Origin of the sequence: Pedobacter heparinus (genome assembly GCF_032678725.1) — a bacterium.
Lineage (GTDB): Bacteria > Bacteroidota > Bacteroidia > Sphingobacteriales > Sphingobacteriaceae > Pedobacter > Pedobacter heparinus_A.
Genome location: NZ_JAVTSC010000011.1, coordinates 117,786 through 132,234 on the forward strand (window position 1 = coordinate 117,786; position 14,449 = coordinate 132,234).

At 38.6% G+C, this 14,449-nt stretch carries 28 protein-coding genes; 1 reads left to right on the plus strand and 27 read right to left on the minus strand.

What is annotated here, in order from left to right; translation table 11 throughout:
• The first annotated feature begins 47 nt into the window (after positions 1-47).
• A complete protein-coding gene (locus tag R2Q85_RS16935; RefSeq protein WP_316812993.1) occupies positions 48-602 on the plus strand; it encodes a 2'-5' RNA ligase family protein in 555 nt (184 codons plus the stop codon).
• A 56-nt stretch (positions 603-658) separates the two neighbouring features.
• On the opposite strand, the gene rplQ is transcribed toward R2Q85_RS16935, so the two are convergent.
• From rplQ to rplW, 27 genes are all read right to left on the minus strand, one after another.
• Positions 659-1,249: a 50S ribosomal protein L17 gene (gene rplQ / locus R2Q85_RS16940; RefSeq protein ID WP_316812994.1), complete on the minus strand. Its 591-nt coding sequence runs from the start codon at positions 1,247-1,249 to the stop codon at positions 659-661.
• A gap of 91 nt (positions 1,250-1,340) precedes the next feature.
• Positions 1,341-2,333, minus strand: coding sequence for a DNA-directed RNA polymerase subunit alpha (locus tag R2Q85_RS16945; RefSeq protein WP_012780797.1), 993 nt, complete (start codon positions 2,331-2,333; stop codon positions 1,341-1,343).
• A gap of 77 nt (positions 2,334-2,410) precedes the next feature.
• Positions 2,411-3,019 (minus strand): 30S ribosomal protein S4, encoded by a 609-nt coding sequence (gene rpsD / locus R2Q85_RS16950; RefSeq protein ID WP_316812995.1) that lies wholly within the window; start codon positions 3,017-3,019, stop codon positions 2,411-2,413.
• A gap of 65 nt (positions 3,020-3,084) precedes the next feature.
• Positions 3,085-3,474, minus strand: coding sequence for a 30S ribosomal protein S11 (gene rpsK / locus R2Q85_RS16955; protein WP_048907426.1), 390 nt, complete (start codon positions 3,472-3,474; stop codon positions 3,085-3,087).
• Positions 3,475-3,495: 21 nt separating this feature from the next.
• The gene (rpsM, locus tag R2Q85_RS16960) at positions 3,496-3,873 is read right to left on the minus strand and encodes a 30S ribosomal protein S13 (protein WP_012780794.1); all 378 of its coding nucleotides are present in this window, start codon (positions 3,871-3,873) and stop codon (positions 3,496-3,498) included.
• Positions 3,874-3,985: 112 nt separating this feature from the next.
• The gene (ykgO, locus tag R2Q85_RS16965) at positions 3,986-4,102 is read right to left on the minus strand and encodes a type B 50S ribosomal protein L36 (RefSeq protein ID WP_008244551.1); all 117 of its coding nucleotides are present in this window, start codon (positions 4,100-4,102) and stop codon (positions 3,986-3,988) included.
• A gap of 1 nt (position 4,103) precedes the next feature.
• A complete protein-coding gene (gene infA / locus R2Q85_RS16970; RefSeq protein ID WP_008244555.1) occupies positions 4,104-4,322 on the minus strand; it encodes a translation initiation factor IF-1 in 219 nt (72 codons plus the stop codon).
• Between the two features lie 71 nt (positions 4,323-4,393).
• Positions 4,394-5,179: a type I methionyl aminopeptidase gene (gene map, locus R2Q85_RS16975; protein ID WP_316812996.1), complete on the minus strand. Its 786-nt coding sequence runs from the start codon at positions 5,177-5,179 to the stop codon at positions 4,394-4,396.
• A gap of 8 nt (positions 5,180-5,187) precedes the next feature.
• Positions 5,188-6,522, minus strand: coding sequence for a preprotein translocase subunit SecY (gene secY, locus R2Q85_RS16980; protein WP_316812997.1), 1,335 nt, complete (start codon positions 6,520-6,522; stop codon positions 5,188-5,190).
• Positions 6,523-6,525: 3 nt separating this feature from the next.
• On the minus strand, positions 6,526-6,972 hold the full coding sequence (gene rplO / locus R2Q85_RS16985) for a 50S ribosomal protein L15 (RefSeq protein ID WP_183874116.1): 447 nt from the start codon (positions 6,970-6,972) through the stop codon (positions 6,526-6,528).
• A gap of 114 nt (positions 6,973-7,086) precedes the next feature.
• Positions 7,087-7,266, minus strand: coding sequence for a 50S ribosomal protein L30 (gene rpmD / locus R2Q85_RS16990; RefSeq protein ID WP_012780790.1), 180 nt, complete (start codon positions 7,264-7,266; stop codon positions 7,087-7,089).
• Between the two features lie 4 nt (positions 7,267-7,270).
• Positions 7,271-7,789 (minus strand): 30S ribosomal protein S5, encoded by a 519-nt coding sequence (rpsE, locus tag R2Q85_RS16995; RefSeq protein ID WP_008244566.1) that lies wholly within the window; start codon positions 7,787-7,789, stop codon positions 7,271-7,273.
• An 18-nt stretch (positions 7,790-7,807) separates the two neighbouring features.
• Positions 7,808-8,161 carry a 50S ribosomal protein L18 gene (rplR, locus tag R2Q85_RS17000; RefSeq protein ID WP_316812998.1) on the minus strand — a complete coding sequence of 118 codons (354 nt, stop codon included), beginning with the start codon at positions 8,159-8,161 and terminating at the stop codon, positions 7,808-7,810.
• 5 nt (positions 8,162-8,166) lie between these two features.
• On the minus strand, positions 8,167-8,724 hold the full coding sequence (rplF, locus tag R2Q85_RS17005) for a 50S ribosomal protein L6 (RefSeq protein WP_316812999.1): 558 nt from the start codon (positions 8,722-8,724) through the stop codon (positions 8,167-8,169).
• An 18-nt stretch (positions 8,725-8,742) separates the two neighbouring features.
• The gene (rpsH, locus tag R2Q85_RS17010) at positions 8,743-9,141 is read right to left on the minus strand and encodes a 30S ribosomal protein S8 (protein ID WP_012780787.1); all 399 of its coding nucleotides are present in this window, start codon (positions 9,139-9,141) and stop codon (positions 8,743-8,745) included.
• 112 nt (positions 9,142-9,253) lie between these two features.
• Positions 9,254-9,523, minus strand: a complete 270-nt coding sequence (rpsN, locus tag R2Q85_RS17015; protein WP_012780786.1) for a 30S ribosomal protein S14 — start codon at positions 9,521-9,523, stop codon at positions 9,254-9,256.
• A complete protein-coding gene (rplE, locus tag R2Q85_RS17020) occupies positions 9,523-10,089 on the minus strand; it encodes a 50S ribosomal protein L5 (protein ID WP_316813000.1) in 567 nt (188 codons plus the stop codon). The genes rpsN and rplE overlap by 1 nt, the downstream gene beginning before the upstream one ends.
• A complete protein-coding gene (gene rplX, locus R2Q85_RS17025; protein WP_221270943.1) occupies positions 10,089-10,427 on the minus strand; it encodes a 50S ribosomal protein L24 in 339 nt (112 codons plus the stop codon). Before rplX ends, rplE begins: the two co-directional genes overlap by 1 nt.
• A 1-nt stretch (position 10,428) precedes the next feature.
• On the minus strand, positions 10,429-10,797 hold the full coding sequence (gene rplN / locus R2Q85_RS17030) for a 50S ribosomal protein L14 (protein ID WP_008244575.1): 369 nt from the start codon (positions 10,795-10,797) through the stop codon (positions 10,429-10,431).
• Between the two features lies 1 nt (position 10,798).
• Positions 10,799-11,053 carry a 30S ribosomal protein S17 gene (rpsQ, locus tag R2Q85_RS17035; protein WP_012780783.1) on the minus strand — a complete coding sequence of 85 codons (255 nt, stop codon included), beginning with the start codon at positions 11,051-11,053 and terminating at the stop codon, positions 10,799-10,801.
• A 13-nt stretch (positions 11,054-11,066) separates the two neighbouring features.
• On the minus strand, positions 11,067-11,276 hold the full coding sequence (rpmC, locus tag R2Q85_RS17040) for a 50S ribosomal protein L29 (RefSeq protein WP_316813001.1): 210 nt from the start codon (positions 11,274-11,276) through the stop codon (positions 11,067-11,069).
• Between the two features lie 72 nt (positions 11,277-11,348).
• A complete protein-coding gene (rplP, locus tag R2Q85_RS17045) occupies positions 11,349-11,771 on the minus strand; it encodes a 50S ribosomal protein L16 (RefSeq protein WP_008244578.1) in 423 nt (140 codons plus the stop codon).
• A 38-nt stretch (positions 11,772-11,809) separates the two neighbouring features.
• On the minus strand, positions 11,810-12,667 hold the full coding sequence (gene rpsC / locus R2Q85_RS17050) for a 30S ribosomal protein S3 (RefSeq protein WP_316813002.1): 858 nt from the start codon (positions 12,665-12,667) through the stop codon (positions 11,810-11,812).
• A gap of 5 nt (positions 12,668-12,672) precedes the next feature.
• Positions 12,673-13,035, minus strand: coding sequence for a 50S ribosomal protein L22 (rplV, locus tag R2Q85_RS17055; protein WP_055130479.1), 363 nt, complete (start codon positions 13,033-13,035; stop codon positions 12,673-12,675).
• A gap of 7 nt (positions 13,036-13,042) precedes the next feature.
• Positions 13,043-13,309, minus strand: a complete 267-nt coding sequence (rpsS, locus tag R2Q85_RS17060; RefSeq protein WP_008244581.1) for a 30S ribosomal protein S19 — start codon at positions 13,307-13,309, stop codon at positions 13,043-13,045.
• Positions 13,309-14,133, minus strand: a complete 825-nt coding sequence (gene rplB, locus R2Q85_RS17065; RefSeq protein WP_316813003.1) for a 50S ribosomal protein L2 — start codon at positions 14,131-14,133, stop codon at positions 13,309-13,311. The genes rpsS and rplB overlap by 1 nt, the downstream gene beginning before the upstream one ends.
• A gap of 24 nt (positions 14,134-14,157) precedes the next feature.
• Positions 14,158-14,448 carry a 50S ribosomal protein L23 gene (rplW, locus tag R2Q85_RS17070; protein ID WP_316813004.1) on the minus strand — a complete coding sequence of 97 codons (291 nt, stop codon included), beginning with the start codon at positions 14,446-14,448 and terminating at the stop codon, positions 14,158-14,160.
• Between the last annotated feature and the right edge of the window lies 1 nt (position 14,449).

A 14,449-nucleotide genomic window follows, 5' to 3' on the forward strand; every position in this document is an offset into this window, starting at 1 on the left:
TAATCCGCAAAGATAACCTTTTAGAAAAGGAATAGTAAATTAGCACTATGCAATCCTTATTTTTCATTGCCATTCTTCCCCCTACGTCAATCAGCAACGATATCGATGAGATCAGGAAACAATGCGCACTGGACCATAAGGTTTACAGCGCCCTTAAACCGCCGGTCCATATCACACTAATCCCTCCGTTCTACTTAGCGCCGGTGCTCGAACAGAAATTAATTTCAAGCCTTGAACAATGCAGAAATTTCCAGCCATTCGAACAGGAACTTAAGGACTATGACGGATTCCCACCCAGAGTTGTCTTTATTAAGGCTCTAAAAAATCCCGGCGTTATAGCCTTACATAAAATACTCAGGGAACGTATAAAAATCTATCTGGAAAAAATCCCTGGATCCATCAATCCGCACATCACCATTGCCTATAGAGATGTTGAACCAAAGGTTTACGAACAGATCATGGAAGCCTACGGCAAACGCCATTTCCGGGCGCACTTTAAGGTCAGTAAATTTGCTTTATTAAAGCATGACGGGAAGAAGTGGAACCTTTTCAAAGAATTTGAATCCAGACCACAGGAAGAACAATATAAAATGGAACTATAAAACAAAAAGCCCTGTCCGATTTGGACAGGGCTTTCCTTATGATAAACCGGGGATAATTATTCCCCTTTATCGTCTGCTTTTTCTTTAGCTGCAGGAGTTGCTTCTTCTTCAGCTGCAGGAGTTGCCTCTTCTTTAGCTTCAGGAGCTGCCTCTTCTTTAGCAGGAATCTCTTCTGCAACAACTTCAGCTTTCTCTGCTTTAGCAGCAGGAGCGTCAGATTTCTTTGCTTTGCTTCTGCCACGACGAGTTGTCTTTTTATCTGCAGATTCAGCTTCTTTGCCGTAAACCTCGTTGTAATCAACCAGTTCGATCAATGCCATCTCCGCATTATCACCCAAACGATTGTTTAACTTAATGATTCTGGTATAACCACCCGGACGATTGGCAACTTTTGCAGCAATATCACGGAACAATTCAGTAACAGTTTCTTTATCTTGCAAATAGCTAAATACGATACGACGTGAATGTGTAGTATCATTTTTAGATTTTGTAATGATCGGCTCAACATACATACGCAAAGCTTTAGCTTTTGCCAATGTAGTAGAGATTCTTTTGTGTTTAATTAACGATGAAGCCATGTTAGCCAACATCGCCTTACGATGTGAATCTGTTCTTCCTAAGTGATTTACTTTTTTACCGTGTCTCATTTTCTAATTTATTCAGCGTATACCGTCTCTTTGAAATTAATCTGAGGGAATTATACACTATTAACAATATGTTATTTATTTTTTAAACTTATTATTCTTCGTCCAATTTAAATTTAGACAAGTTCATACCAAATGATAAACTTTTAGATTTAACAAGTTCCTGTATCTCTGTTAAAGATTTCTTACCAAAATTTCTGAACTTTAACATATCAGCAACGTCATAAGAAACCAGATCAGCAAGTGTACGGATATCAGCTGCCTTTAAGCAGTTCAAAGCACGTACAGAAAGATCAAGATCAACCAATTCAGTTTTTAAGATCTTACGCATGTGTAAGATTTCCTCATCCACCTCTTTAGTTTCTTCTTTAGCCTGAGATTCCAATACCAGATTCTCATCAGAGAATAACATAAAGTGCTGGATCAAAATTTTCGCAGCCTCTTTCAATGCTTCTTCAGGATGGATTGAACCATCTGTAGAGATGTCTAATATTAATTTTTCGTAATCTGTTTTTTGCTCAACACGATAGTTCTCTATGGTGTATTTAACATTTTTCATTGGTGTAAAGATCGAATCTATTGCAATCACACCAACTACAGCATCATTGATCTTATTCTCTTCTGCAGGCACATAACCACGTCCTTTATTAATGGTCAATTCCACTTCTAAAGTAACAGATTTCTCCATGTTACAAATAACGAAATCAGGATTAAGTACCTCAAAGTTATTAGAGAATTTAGTAATGTCACCAGCAACAAATTGCTCCTGTCCATTCACTAAAATAAAAACTTTCTCTGAGTCACCGGCATCTCCTGATTTTTTAAAACGTACCTGTTTTAAATTAAGAATAATTTCTGTTAAATCTTCTACAACACCTTTTATGGTAGAAAACTCATGAGATACGCCTGAAAAACGAATACTTGTAATGGCATAACCTTCCAAAGAAGAAAGCAATATTCTTCTCAAGGCATTACCAATTGTTACACCGAAACCGGGCTCTAAAGGACGGAACTCAAATGTACCATCGAAATCCGTTGATTTCTGCATGATTACTTTATCGGGTTTCTGAAATGCTAAAATTGCCATTTATAATGTTTTTAGATCGTTATTAAAATTATGTAACGTAAAAAAGTTAACTGCCCAGAGGCAGTTAACTGAATATATTACTTAGAGTATAACTCTACTATAAGGTTTTCTTTGATATTTTCTGGTATCTCGTCGCGATTAGGATAAGTTAAAAACTTACCTGACAATTCACTTGCATTCCAGTCCAACCAATTGAATTTATTGATTACTCTACCTGCTACTGAATTGGTAATAGCTTCTAAAGTTTTAGACTTTTCGCGTACTGCGATAACGTCTCCGGCTTTCAATTGATAAGATGGGATATTTACTACTTCACCGTTAACTGTTACGTGTTTATGGCTAACTAACTGACGGGCAGCTGAACGTGTTGTAGCAATACCTAATCTGTAAACTGTATTATCTAAACGAGCTTCTAATAATTGTAATAAGTTATCACCTGTAATACCACCACGAGAAGACGCTTTGGTAAATAAGTTACGGAACTGACGCTCTAATACACCATAAGTATATTTAACTTTCTGTTTTTCCATTAACTGTACAGCGTACTCAGACTGTTTTCCTCTTCTTTTTGAAGCACCGTGTTGCCCAGGAGGATAGTTTTTTCTGTCTAGTACTTTATCAGGGCCGAAAATTGGCTCTCTGAATTTACGGGCGATTTTGGACTTTGGTCCTGTATATCTTGCCATTGCTTTTTGTTTTAAAGTATCATACAACCTTACGCTGCAGACTCTTAGCTTTAAAAATTAATAAATTAAACTCTTCTCTTTTTAGGAGGACGACATCCATTGTGTGGAAGCGGGGTAATATCTTTGATAGAGGTTACTTCTATACCTGAAACCTGCAATGTTCTAATTGCAGACTCACGACCAGAACCCGGACCTTTAACAAAAACTTCTACTTTACGCAGACCTAAATCAAACGCTACTTTACCGCAATCAGATGCAGCCTGACCTGCTGCATATGGAGTGTTCTTTTTAGAACCCTTGAAGCCCATTTTACCTGCAGAAGACCATGAAATAGTTTGACCGTTGTTATTTGTTAGGGTAACAATGATATTGTTAAAAGTAGCATTGATGTGCGCCTGACCAACAGGCTCAATAACAACAATACGCTTTTTGGTAACTTTTTTACTCTTAGCCATAATTATTATTCAGTACTAATTTTATTTAGTAGCTTTTTTCTTGTTTGCAACTGTTTTTCTCTTGCCTTTACGTGTACGAGAGTTGTTCTTGGTGCGCTGACCACGTACCGGCAAACCTTTTCTGTGACGTAAACCACGGTAGCAACCGATATCCATTAAACGTTTGATATTTAACTGAACTTCTGAACGTAAAGCACCTTCTACTTTTACACCGTCGTTGATAATGGTACGAATTGCTGATAACTCATCATCAGACCAATCCTGTACTTTTTTGTTAAAATCGATACCTGCTTCCGTTAATATACGTTGCGCAGTTGCTCTTCCTACTCCGAAGATGTAGGTTAACCCGATCTCACCTCTTTTGTTTCTTGGTAAATCTATACCTGATATCCTTGCCATATTTGTATTTAGCGATTTTGATTTACGATCTTTTGATTTACGATTTACGGCTCAAAGGCAATGCCCTATTCTACCATAATCTAGATTCGTAAACCTAAAATCTAAAATTTAATTAACCTTGACGTTGCTTAAATTTAGGGTTCTTCTTGTTGATAACGTAAAGTTTACCTTTACGACGAATAACCTTGCAATCCGCACTACGTTTTTTAATTGATGACCTAACTTTCATTTTATTTGTATCTATAAGTAATCCTGCCTTTTGATAAATCGTAAGGCGACATCTCTAATTTGACTTTGTCCCCTGGTAAAATCTTGATATAATGCATCCTCATTTTTCCAGAGATATGAGCAATAATCTCATGACCATTTTCCAGTTCTACACGAAACATGGCATTCGATAATGCTTCTCTTATTACACCGTCTTGTTCAATTGAGGCTTGTTTAGCCATATAATATTGATTTTTACTTAATTAGCTGCTATTCAACAGGGATGCAAAATTAAATAAAAAAATTTAATTATTTACTTTTTTTCTTTTAAAACTTCTTCAATGAATGAAAAGGTTGATAAAACATCTGCATTACCCTTTTTAACTGCAACAGTGTGTTCAAAATGAGCTGATGGCTTATTGTCCTTACTGGTTACCGTCCATCCATCAGACCAAAATTTAACCCCTGCTGTACCTGCATTGATCATTGGTTCTATAGCAATGACCATTCCTTCCTCAAGCTTAATTCCACTCCCTCTTTTACCATAATTTGGTACTTCAGGTTTTTCGTGTAATTTAACGCCAACCCCATGGCCAACCAGCTCCCTTACCACTCCAAATCCATTCGCCTCTGCATGTGCCTGCACTGCAAAACCGACATCACCGATCCTCGAACCAACAACGGCTTTTTCTATCGCCAGCTTTAAGCATTCCTGTGTAACTGTTACCAGTTTCTGACGTTCCGCATCAATCTCTCCAATAGAAAAAGTGTAAGCTGAATCTCCGAAAAAATCATTTTTGATTACCCCACAATCTACCGAGATCAAATCCCCTTCCTGAATCACATAATCTCCGGGAAACCCATGAACAACCTGTTCATTTGGTGAAATGCACAAGGAATAAGGAAATCCGTTATAATTTAAGAAAGCAGGTACCGCTCCATGATCTTTGATAAAAGTCTCCGCAAGATCATTAAGTTTCTTCGTTGTGATCCCCGGGCCAATAACCTTAGCTACTTCAGCTAAGGTTTTGGACACCAGTAAAGAACTTTCTCTGATTAACTCTACCTCTTCCTGAGATTTATAATAGATTTTGGACATTGCTTTTACTAAATCACAGCATTACTACCACTCGCTGCCGGAATTCCAGTACGACCGGTAACCCTACCTGTTTTCATTAATCCGTCATAATGACGCATCAGCAAATAGCTTTCAATCTGTTGCAAAGTATCTAAAACAACCCCTACCAAAATCAGCAAGGATGTTCCTCCATAAAAATGTGCAAACTCCGATTTGATCCCAAATTTAACTGCAATAGAAGGAAGGATTGCAATGATCGCCAGGAAAATTGCACCTGGAAAAGTGATCTTGGAAATCACGTCATCAATAAATGACGAGGTGGACAGACCTGGTTTAATACCCGGTATAAACCCACCATTCTTCTTCATATCATCCGACATTTGGGTCGGATTAACTGTAATCGCTGTATAGAAAAACGTAAATGCAATAATTAAAAATGCAAAGGTTAAACTATAGGCCAATGAGGTATAATCACTAAACTGAATTAACCAGGTATTCTGCAATGAAGGAAAAAATCCGGTCAAAGTAGCGGGAATAAACATCAATGCCTGGGCAAAAATAATCGGCATAACACCAGCAGCATTTACCTTCAAAGGTATATATTGTCTGACGCCACCAAATTGTCTGTTACCAACAATCCTTTTTGCATATTGAACAGGTACCTTACGGACTCCCTGAACAATCATGATCGTAAACATCACCACGGCAAACAGTGCAACAATCTCAATAACCAAAGCTATTAAGCCTCCGTCACCAACAAATCTTGAACTGATTTCCTGTTGCAGCGCAATAGGCAGACGGGCAATGATACCCACCATAATGATCAGTGAAATCCCATTACCAATGCCCTTATCCGTAATTTTCTCCCCTAACCACATTACAAATAATGTACCTGCTGATAAAACAAAAGTAGCAAGCACAAAAAATAAGGTATGATCTATAATGATAGCCTCAGCTGGAACCTGTGTTTTAACATAGCCAACAGCCTGAACAGCTGTAATTGCTACTGTTAAATAACGGGTAATCTGATTGAGTTTCTTCCTTCCACTCTCACCTTCCTTTTGCATCTTCTGAAAAGAAGGAACCGCAATACCTAATAGCTGAACTACAATAGAGGCAGAAATATAAGGCATAACACCCAGGGCCAGGATAGATACCCGGGAAAATGATCCTCCGGCAAACATATCCAACAAGCCCAAAATGCCAGACTTCGTATTATCGCCTAAAAGTGTTGCATCCACACCTGGTAACACCACATGAGATACAAACCTATAAACTAAAAGAATCATGAGCGTAAAAATGATACGCTCTTTCAATTCCTGAATTTTCCAAATATTACTTAAAGTAGTAAACAGCTTCTTCATTAATTACAATTTTTCGATTGAGCCTCCAACAGCCTCAATAGCTTTTTGTGCAGTTGCAGAAAAAGCATGTGCTTTAACTTCTATCTTAGATTTAACTTCACCACGACCTAAAATCTTAACCAGGTCATTTTTAGATGCTAAACCATGTTGTTGTAAGGCAGCAAAATCTATACTTGTCAAGTTAAACTTCTCAGCCAAACCTTGTAACACATCTAAATTTACACCTACGTATTCAACACGGTTAATAGGTTTGAAACCTACCTTAGGTACGCGGCGTTGCAATGGCATTTGACCACCTTCAAATCCAACTTTGGTTGAATGTCCGGAACGTGATCCGGCACCTTTATGCCCACGGGTGGAAGTACCGCCACGACCAGAACCGGTACCACGACCAATTCTCTTACTATTTTTAGTAGAACCTGCTGCAGGTTTTAAATTACTTAAGTTCATTTTTTGAAACTTATTGTGTTGCCCTTCGCTTTCACTAATCAGGGTCAACGGTTAAACAATATACAAAGGTTGCAAATGTAATTATATTAACCACATTTACAACCTTTAAATAATTTATATGCGCTCTATCGCAATTAAGTGATTCACTTTTCTCACCATTCCGATGATGGCATCAGTTGCCTCAACTTCTACACTTTGGTTCATTTTAGTTAAACCTAAAGCCTGCATGGTTCTTTTCTGGCGCTCGCTTCTGTCGATAATGCTTTTTACCTGGGTTATTTTGATCTTAGCCATAATATTATCCGTTAAAAACTTTATTTAAATCAACACCACGTTGCTGTGCAACAGTGTAAGCATCACGCATTTTAGTTAAAGCATCTACAGTTGCTTTTACTACGTTGTGAGGATTTGATGAACCTTTTGATTTTGCCAGTACGTTATGCACACCAGCACTCTCTAATACAGCACGCATCGCACCACCAGCAATAACTCCGGTACCTACAGCTGCAGGTTTGATCAATACAAAACCTCCAGAAAATTTACCGATTTGCTCGTGAGGAACAGTACCATTCAACAAAGGAACCTTTACCAGGTTCTTTTTAGCATCATCAATGCCTTTTGCAATTGCTTCTGTTACCTCTTTTGCTTTACCCAATCCGTATCCAACGATACCGTTCTCATCTCCAACAACTACGATTGCTGAGAAGCTGAAAGTACGACCACCTTTGGTTACTTTGGCTACGCGTTGTATGCTAACTAAACGATCTTTTAATTCGATCTCGCTAGTCTTAACTCTTTTTATATTGATAGTTGACATTCTTATCTAATTTTCAGATTAAAATTCTAAACCAGCTTCGCGGGCACCATCTGCCAGCGATTTAACGCGACCATGGTATAAATAGCCATTTCTATCGAAAACAACTTGTTTGATACCTGCTGCGATAGCTTTTTCAGCTACTAATTTACCTACGGCAACTGATTGCTCAGATTTATTGCCTGTACCTGAAAAATCTTTAGATAAAGATGAAGCTGATACAATTGTGCTACCGGTTACGTCGTTAATAATTTGAGCATAAATCCCTTTATTGCTTCTATAAACCGATAAACGTGGACGGCCTTCAGAACCTGTTAATCTTTTTCTGATACCTTTTTTTATACGATCTCTACGAGATAATTTTTTCCCTGCCATGATGATTATTTTTTAGAAGCTGATTTACCTGCTTTTCTTCTTAACACTTCGCCTACAAACTTGATACCTTTACCTTTATACGGTTCTGGTGCACGTAACGAACGAATCTTCGCTGCTACCTGTCCTATCAATTGTTTGTCAATACTTTCTAAAATGATTTTAGGAGTCTGACCTTTTTCTGAGGTTGTAGTCACCTTAATCTCTTCCGGTAACTGGAAAACATAATGGTGAGAATAACCTAAAACAAGATCCAGTGTATTTCCCTGGTTTGTAGCGCGGTAACCCACACCTACTAATTCCTGTTGAATTTTATAACCTTCTGTTACACCAACAACCATATTATTGATCAAAGCACGGTATAAACCATGTAATGCTTTGTGTCTTTTTTGCTCTGACGGACGTTGTACACTTAACACGCCATCTTCCTGACTTACAGTGATATCTGAATCTACTGCTTGAGTTAATTCTCCCTTAGGGCCTTTAACAGTTACTACGTTATCTTTAGAAACGGTAATTGTTACACCTGCAGGTACATTAATCGGGGCTTTTCCTACTCTTGACATTTTGCTATCCTCCTTTAATTAATAAACGTGACACAAAACTTCGCCACCAATGTTTAGTTTAGCAGCTTCTTTATCAGTCATAACACCCTTAGATGTAGATAAAATTGCAATACCTAAACCATTTAATACTCTTGGCATATTATCTACGCCGGCATATTGCCTTAAACCTGGTTTGCTGATACGGGTTAACGTGCGGATCGCAGGGATTTTAGTGATAGCATTGTATTTTAATGCTATTTTAATAGTGCCTTGAGTTGTAGTATCCTCAAATTTGTAGTTAGCAATGTAACCTTTGTCAAAAAGTACTTTAGTAATTTCCTTTTTAAGGTTTGATGCAGGAATCTCTACAATTCTGTGATTTGCCTTAATGGCATTTCTTACTCTTGTAAGATAATCTGCTATTGGATCTGTATTCATTTTTATATAGTTGTGATAGTGGTTTCCTTTCCGACCTATTCGGAACGACCTGCCATCGGTTAATTCTTTTGTTTACGGTTTAAGGAATTGAACCTTAAACACATCAACTGTTTTACCAGCTTGCTTTTCTTACTCCAGGTATTTTACCTGCTAAAGCCATATCACGGAACAATACCCTTGATATACCGAAAGTACGCATATAACCACGTGGACGACCAGTCAATTTACAACGGTTGTGCAAACGTACAGCCGATGAGTTTTTTGGTAACTTATCTAATCCTTCGTAATCTCCGGCAGCTTTAAGTTCTGCACGTTTCTCTGCATACTTAGCAACCAGTTTCTGGCGCTTAATTTCGCGAGCTTTTACACCTTCTTTTGCCATTATTGCTCTGTTTTTTGATTTTTAAATGGTAAGCCAAATTGTTTTAAAAGTTCCAATGCTTCAACATCTGTAGTAGCACTTGTCACAAAAGTAATATCCATACCCAAAATCTTACTGATTTTATCGATGTTGATCTCAGGGAAGATGATCTGCTCAGTTACACCCAAAGTGTAATTTCCTTTTCCATCAAAACCTTTATCATTGATACCTTTGAAGTCACGGATACGCGGCAAAGCTACGGAAATTAACCGATCCAAAAACTCATACATGTTGTTGTCACGTAAAGTTACACGTACACCTACCGGCATACCTTTACGCAATTTAAAGTTTGAGATATCTTTTTTAGATTTTGCGCCAACTGCCTGCTGACCTGCGATCGTGCTCATCTCTAAAATAGAGCTGTCCATAATCTTTTTGTCAGTTACAGAGAAACGACCAACACCCTGGTTGATGGCAATCTTCTCTAACTTAGGAACCTGCATAACGCTTTTGTAATTGAACTTATCTTTAAGTGCAGTTACAATTTCCTCTTTATATTTACTTTTTAATCTTGGTACGTAAGCCATTATTTGATCTCCTCTCCTGATTTTTTAGATACCCTAACTAATTTCCCATCAGCATTAAGCTTTCTGCCAACGCGTGTAGTTGCTCCTGTTTTAGGGTCAATCAGCGCCACGTTAGAAATATGAAGAGCAGCTTCTTTTTTTATGATGCCACCATTAGGGGTAGCAGCATTTGGTTTTGTATGTTTTGATACAAGGTTAACACCTTCTACAAGTACTCTGCTTTTAGAAATTAATACTGAAAGCACGGTGCCTTGCTGACCTTTTGAATCTCCGGCGATAACCTTTACTAAGTCACCCTTACGGATTTTTATTTTTGGTGTAGTTACTTTATTTTTCATTTTATAATACCTCCGGTGCTAATGATACAATTTTCATGAATTGTTTTTCACGCAGTTCTCTTGCTACCGGGCCAAAAATACGTGTACCACGTGGCTCATCTTGTGCATTTAACAATACTGCTGCATTGTCGTCGAAACGGATATAAGAACCATCTTTACGTCTGATCTCTTTCTTAGTTCTTACCACAACTGCTTTAGAAACTGTCCCTTTCTTAATGTTTCCGGAAGGCAATGCACTTTTAACGGTAACAACGATTTTGTCACCAATAGAAGCATAACGCTTTCCAGTACCACCAAGTACACGGATAACCAATACTTCTTTTGCGCCGCTATTGTCGGCTACGTTTAATCTTGATTCCTGTTGTACCATGTTATTTAGCCCTTTCTAAAATTTGCACTAATCTCCAGTTCTTGTTTTTACTCAGCGGACGAGTCTCCATGATCAGTACTGTATCACCAATACCGCAATCGTTTTTCTCGTCATGAGCCATAAATTTGGTAGTTTTCTTAACAAACTTACCATAGATCGGGTGTTTCACCTTACGTTCTACCGCTACAACTATAGATTTTTCCATCTTGTTGCTTACCACCAACCCGGTTCTTGTTTTTCTTAATTGTCTTTCCATTTCGACTCTAAAGTTATTTAGTTTCAGTAGCAGACTCAGCTTTACGCTTAGTCACTTCAGTATTTAATCGGGCAATATTTCTCCTAACCTTGCTAATGCGGCTTGGGTTCTCTATAGCCGAAATTGTATGCGCAAACTTTAACTTTACTAAGTTTTCTGTCTCTTCTGCAATCCTGGCTACTAGCTCTTCTTTTGAAAGCCCTGTAATTTCTGAGTTCTTCATTTTATTAATTTTTATTTTGCGGGTCCAGCGGTTATAATAACAAGTTACTTACAACATTCAACCCTACACTGATTATGCTTCTACGTAATCTCTACGTACTACAAATTTTGTTTGGATCGGTAATTTCTGAGCGGCTAAACGCATCGCCTCTTTCGCAATTTCCAAAGGCACGCCTTCCGCTTCAAAAATAATACGTCCGGGTCTAACAACGGCTACCCAATACTCAGGTGCACCTTTACCTTTACCCATACGTACCTCAGCAGGCTTCTTAGTTACCGGTTTATCCGGGAATATTCTAATCCATACCTGACCTTCACGTTTCATGAAACGAGTTACTGCGATACGGGCTGCCTCTATCTGGCGACTGGTGATCCAGGTCGACTCTAGAGATTTGATCCCGAAAGATCCGAATGACAATTCAGCACCACGAGTTGCTAAACCTTTCATTCTGCCCTTTTGCATCTTTCTGAACTTCGTTCTTTTTGGCTGTAACATTTTATTCTAATATTATCGTTAAACGATCTGTTAACTAATTATTTACGAGGACCTCTGTTCTGAGTATTCCCACCTCTATTATCTCTTCCCGCACCAGGACCGCCTTGACCAGGACCTCTTCCGCCACGATTACCACCACCGCGGTTATCGTTTCTTCTGTCGCCACCGCCACGGTTATCTCTGTCTCTTCCACCACCGAAAGCACCTTCTGGTCTGCCACCTTTGCCTGGAGCATTGCTCGTTGCACCGATGTTTGGAGAAAGGTCACGTTTACCGTAAACTTCACCTTTACAGATCCATACTTTAACACCTATTTTACCATAAGTAGTTAAAGCTTCTGCCAACGCATAGTCTATATCTGCACGGAAAGTATGCAAAGGAATTCTTCCTTCTTTATACTGTTCGCTACGAGCCATCTCAGCACCACCTAAACGACCAGAGGTCATAATTTTGATACCTTCAGCACCCATACGCATAGTTGATGCGATAGTAGATTTCATTGCTCTACGGAATGAGATCCTTGCTTCTAATTGTTTTGCAACACCTTCTGCTACTAATTGTGCATCAAGTTCAGGACGTTTAATTTCAAAAATGTTGATCTGAATTTCCTTTTTAGTCAATTTTTTCAACTCTTCTTTGATCTTGTCAACTTCCTGTCCTGCTTTACCGATCACAATACCCGGACGAGCTGTGTGGATCGTAACCGTGATACGTTTTAACGTACGTTCGATTACTACTTTAGCTACCCCGCCTTTTGCGATACGTGCAGAAAGGTATTTTCTTATTTTTTCGTCCTCAACTAATTTATCAGCATAGTTGTTGCCTCCGAACCAGTTAGAATCCCAACCTTTGATGATTCCTAGCCTGTTACCTATTGGATGTGCTTTTTGTCCCATTTCTGTTAATTAGTTTGAGTTTCAACGTTTTTACTATCTACTACCAAAGTTACATGGTTTGAACGCTTACGTATTCTGTAACCACGTCCTTGAGGAGCTGGTCTTAATCTTTTTAACTGACGACCACCGCCTACCATTATCGTTTTCACGTATAACTGGTTTTCTTCAGGGCGAGAACCTTCGTTTTTAGTTTCCCAGTTTTTGATAGCTGACAATAATAGTTTTTCCACTCTTATTGCTGCATCTTTATTGGTAAACTTCAAAATATGTAAAGCTTTCTCCACACGCTCACCTCTGATAAGATCTACAACCAAACGCATTTTACGTGGTGAGGTTGGACAATTGTTTAATTTCGCTACTGCTTCCATCTCTTAATTATTTTTTCTTTTCAGAGTGACCCCTAAATGTTCTGGTTGGAGCAAACTCTCCCAGTTTATGACCAACCATGTTTTCTGTTACGTATACCGGTATAAACTTATTACCGTTATGTACTGCAAATGTATGACCCACAAAATCTGGTGAGATCATTGATCTGCGTGACCAAGTTTTAATTACAGACTTCTTGCCTGAATCATTCATAGAGACTACTTTCTTCTCTACGTTATGGTCAATATAAGGTCCTTTTTTAATCGAACGAGCCATTATTTCTTCCTTTTCTCTATGATGAAACGATTTGAGTATTTTTTAAGTTGACGGGTTTTATATCCTTTAGAATATACACCGTTCCTTGACCGGGGCTGACCTCCTGATGAGCGACCCTCACCACCACCCATAGGGTGATCTACCGGGTTCATCGCTACCGGACGTGTCCTTGGACGACGGCCTAACCAACGGTTACGACCAGCTTTACCTAATACTTCATTTGCATGATCTGAATTGGAAACAGCTCCTATCGTTGCCAGACAAGTAACTAAGATTGACCTTACTTCACCTGAAGGCATTTTCAATGTAGCATATTTACCGTCACGTGCAGCCAATTGTGCATAAGCACCAGCGCTACGTGCCAACTGAGCACCACGACCTGGATGAATCTCCACGTTGTGTACAATAGAACCCAAAGGGATATTGCTCAGTTTCAATGTATTTCCCACTTCTGGAGTTGCAGTATCCCCTGACACTACCTTTTGCCCAACTTGCAATCCTTCCGGTGCAATAATATAACGCTTCTCACCGTCTGCATAATGTAACAATGCAATACGAGCGGTACGGTTCGGATCGTATTCAACAGTAGCTACTGTTGCAGGAATATCAAATTTCTCCCGTTTAAAATCAATTAAACGGTAAGATTTTTTGTGACCACCACCCATGTAGCGCATAGTCATCTTTCCTGTATTGTTACGTCCTCCCGACTTCTTAGAAGATACAACCAATGATTTTTCGGGCTTGGTTGCTGTAATCTCCGTAAAACTGGCACCTACTCTAAAGCGGGTTCCCGGAGTGACTGGTTTAAATTTTCTTAAGCCCATAGTTTATAAATAATTCAATTCTTATTAAATATTCGAGTAATAATCAATCGTTTCTCCTGCTGCCAGGGTTACAATTGCTTTCTTGTATTTCGGGCTACGTCCCGTAACTAATCCACCTTTAGTATTTCTGGACTTCACTTTACCATTTACAACCATTGTATTAATGGCTAAAATGTTAACACCGTACATTTTTTCTATAGCTGACTTAATCTGCAATTTATTTGCTTTAGGTTCTACTTTAAAAGTAAAGCGGTTAGACTTTTCTGTTAATGCAGAAGCTTTCTCTGTTAATATTGGTTTCTTTAAAAATTCCATA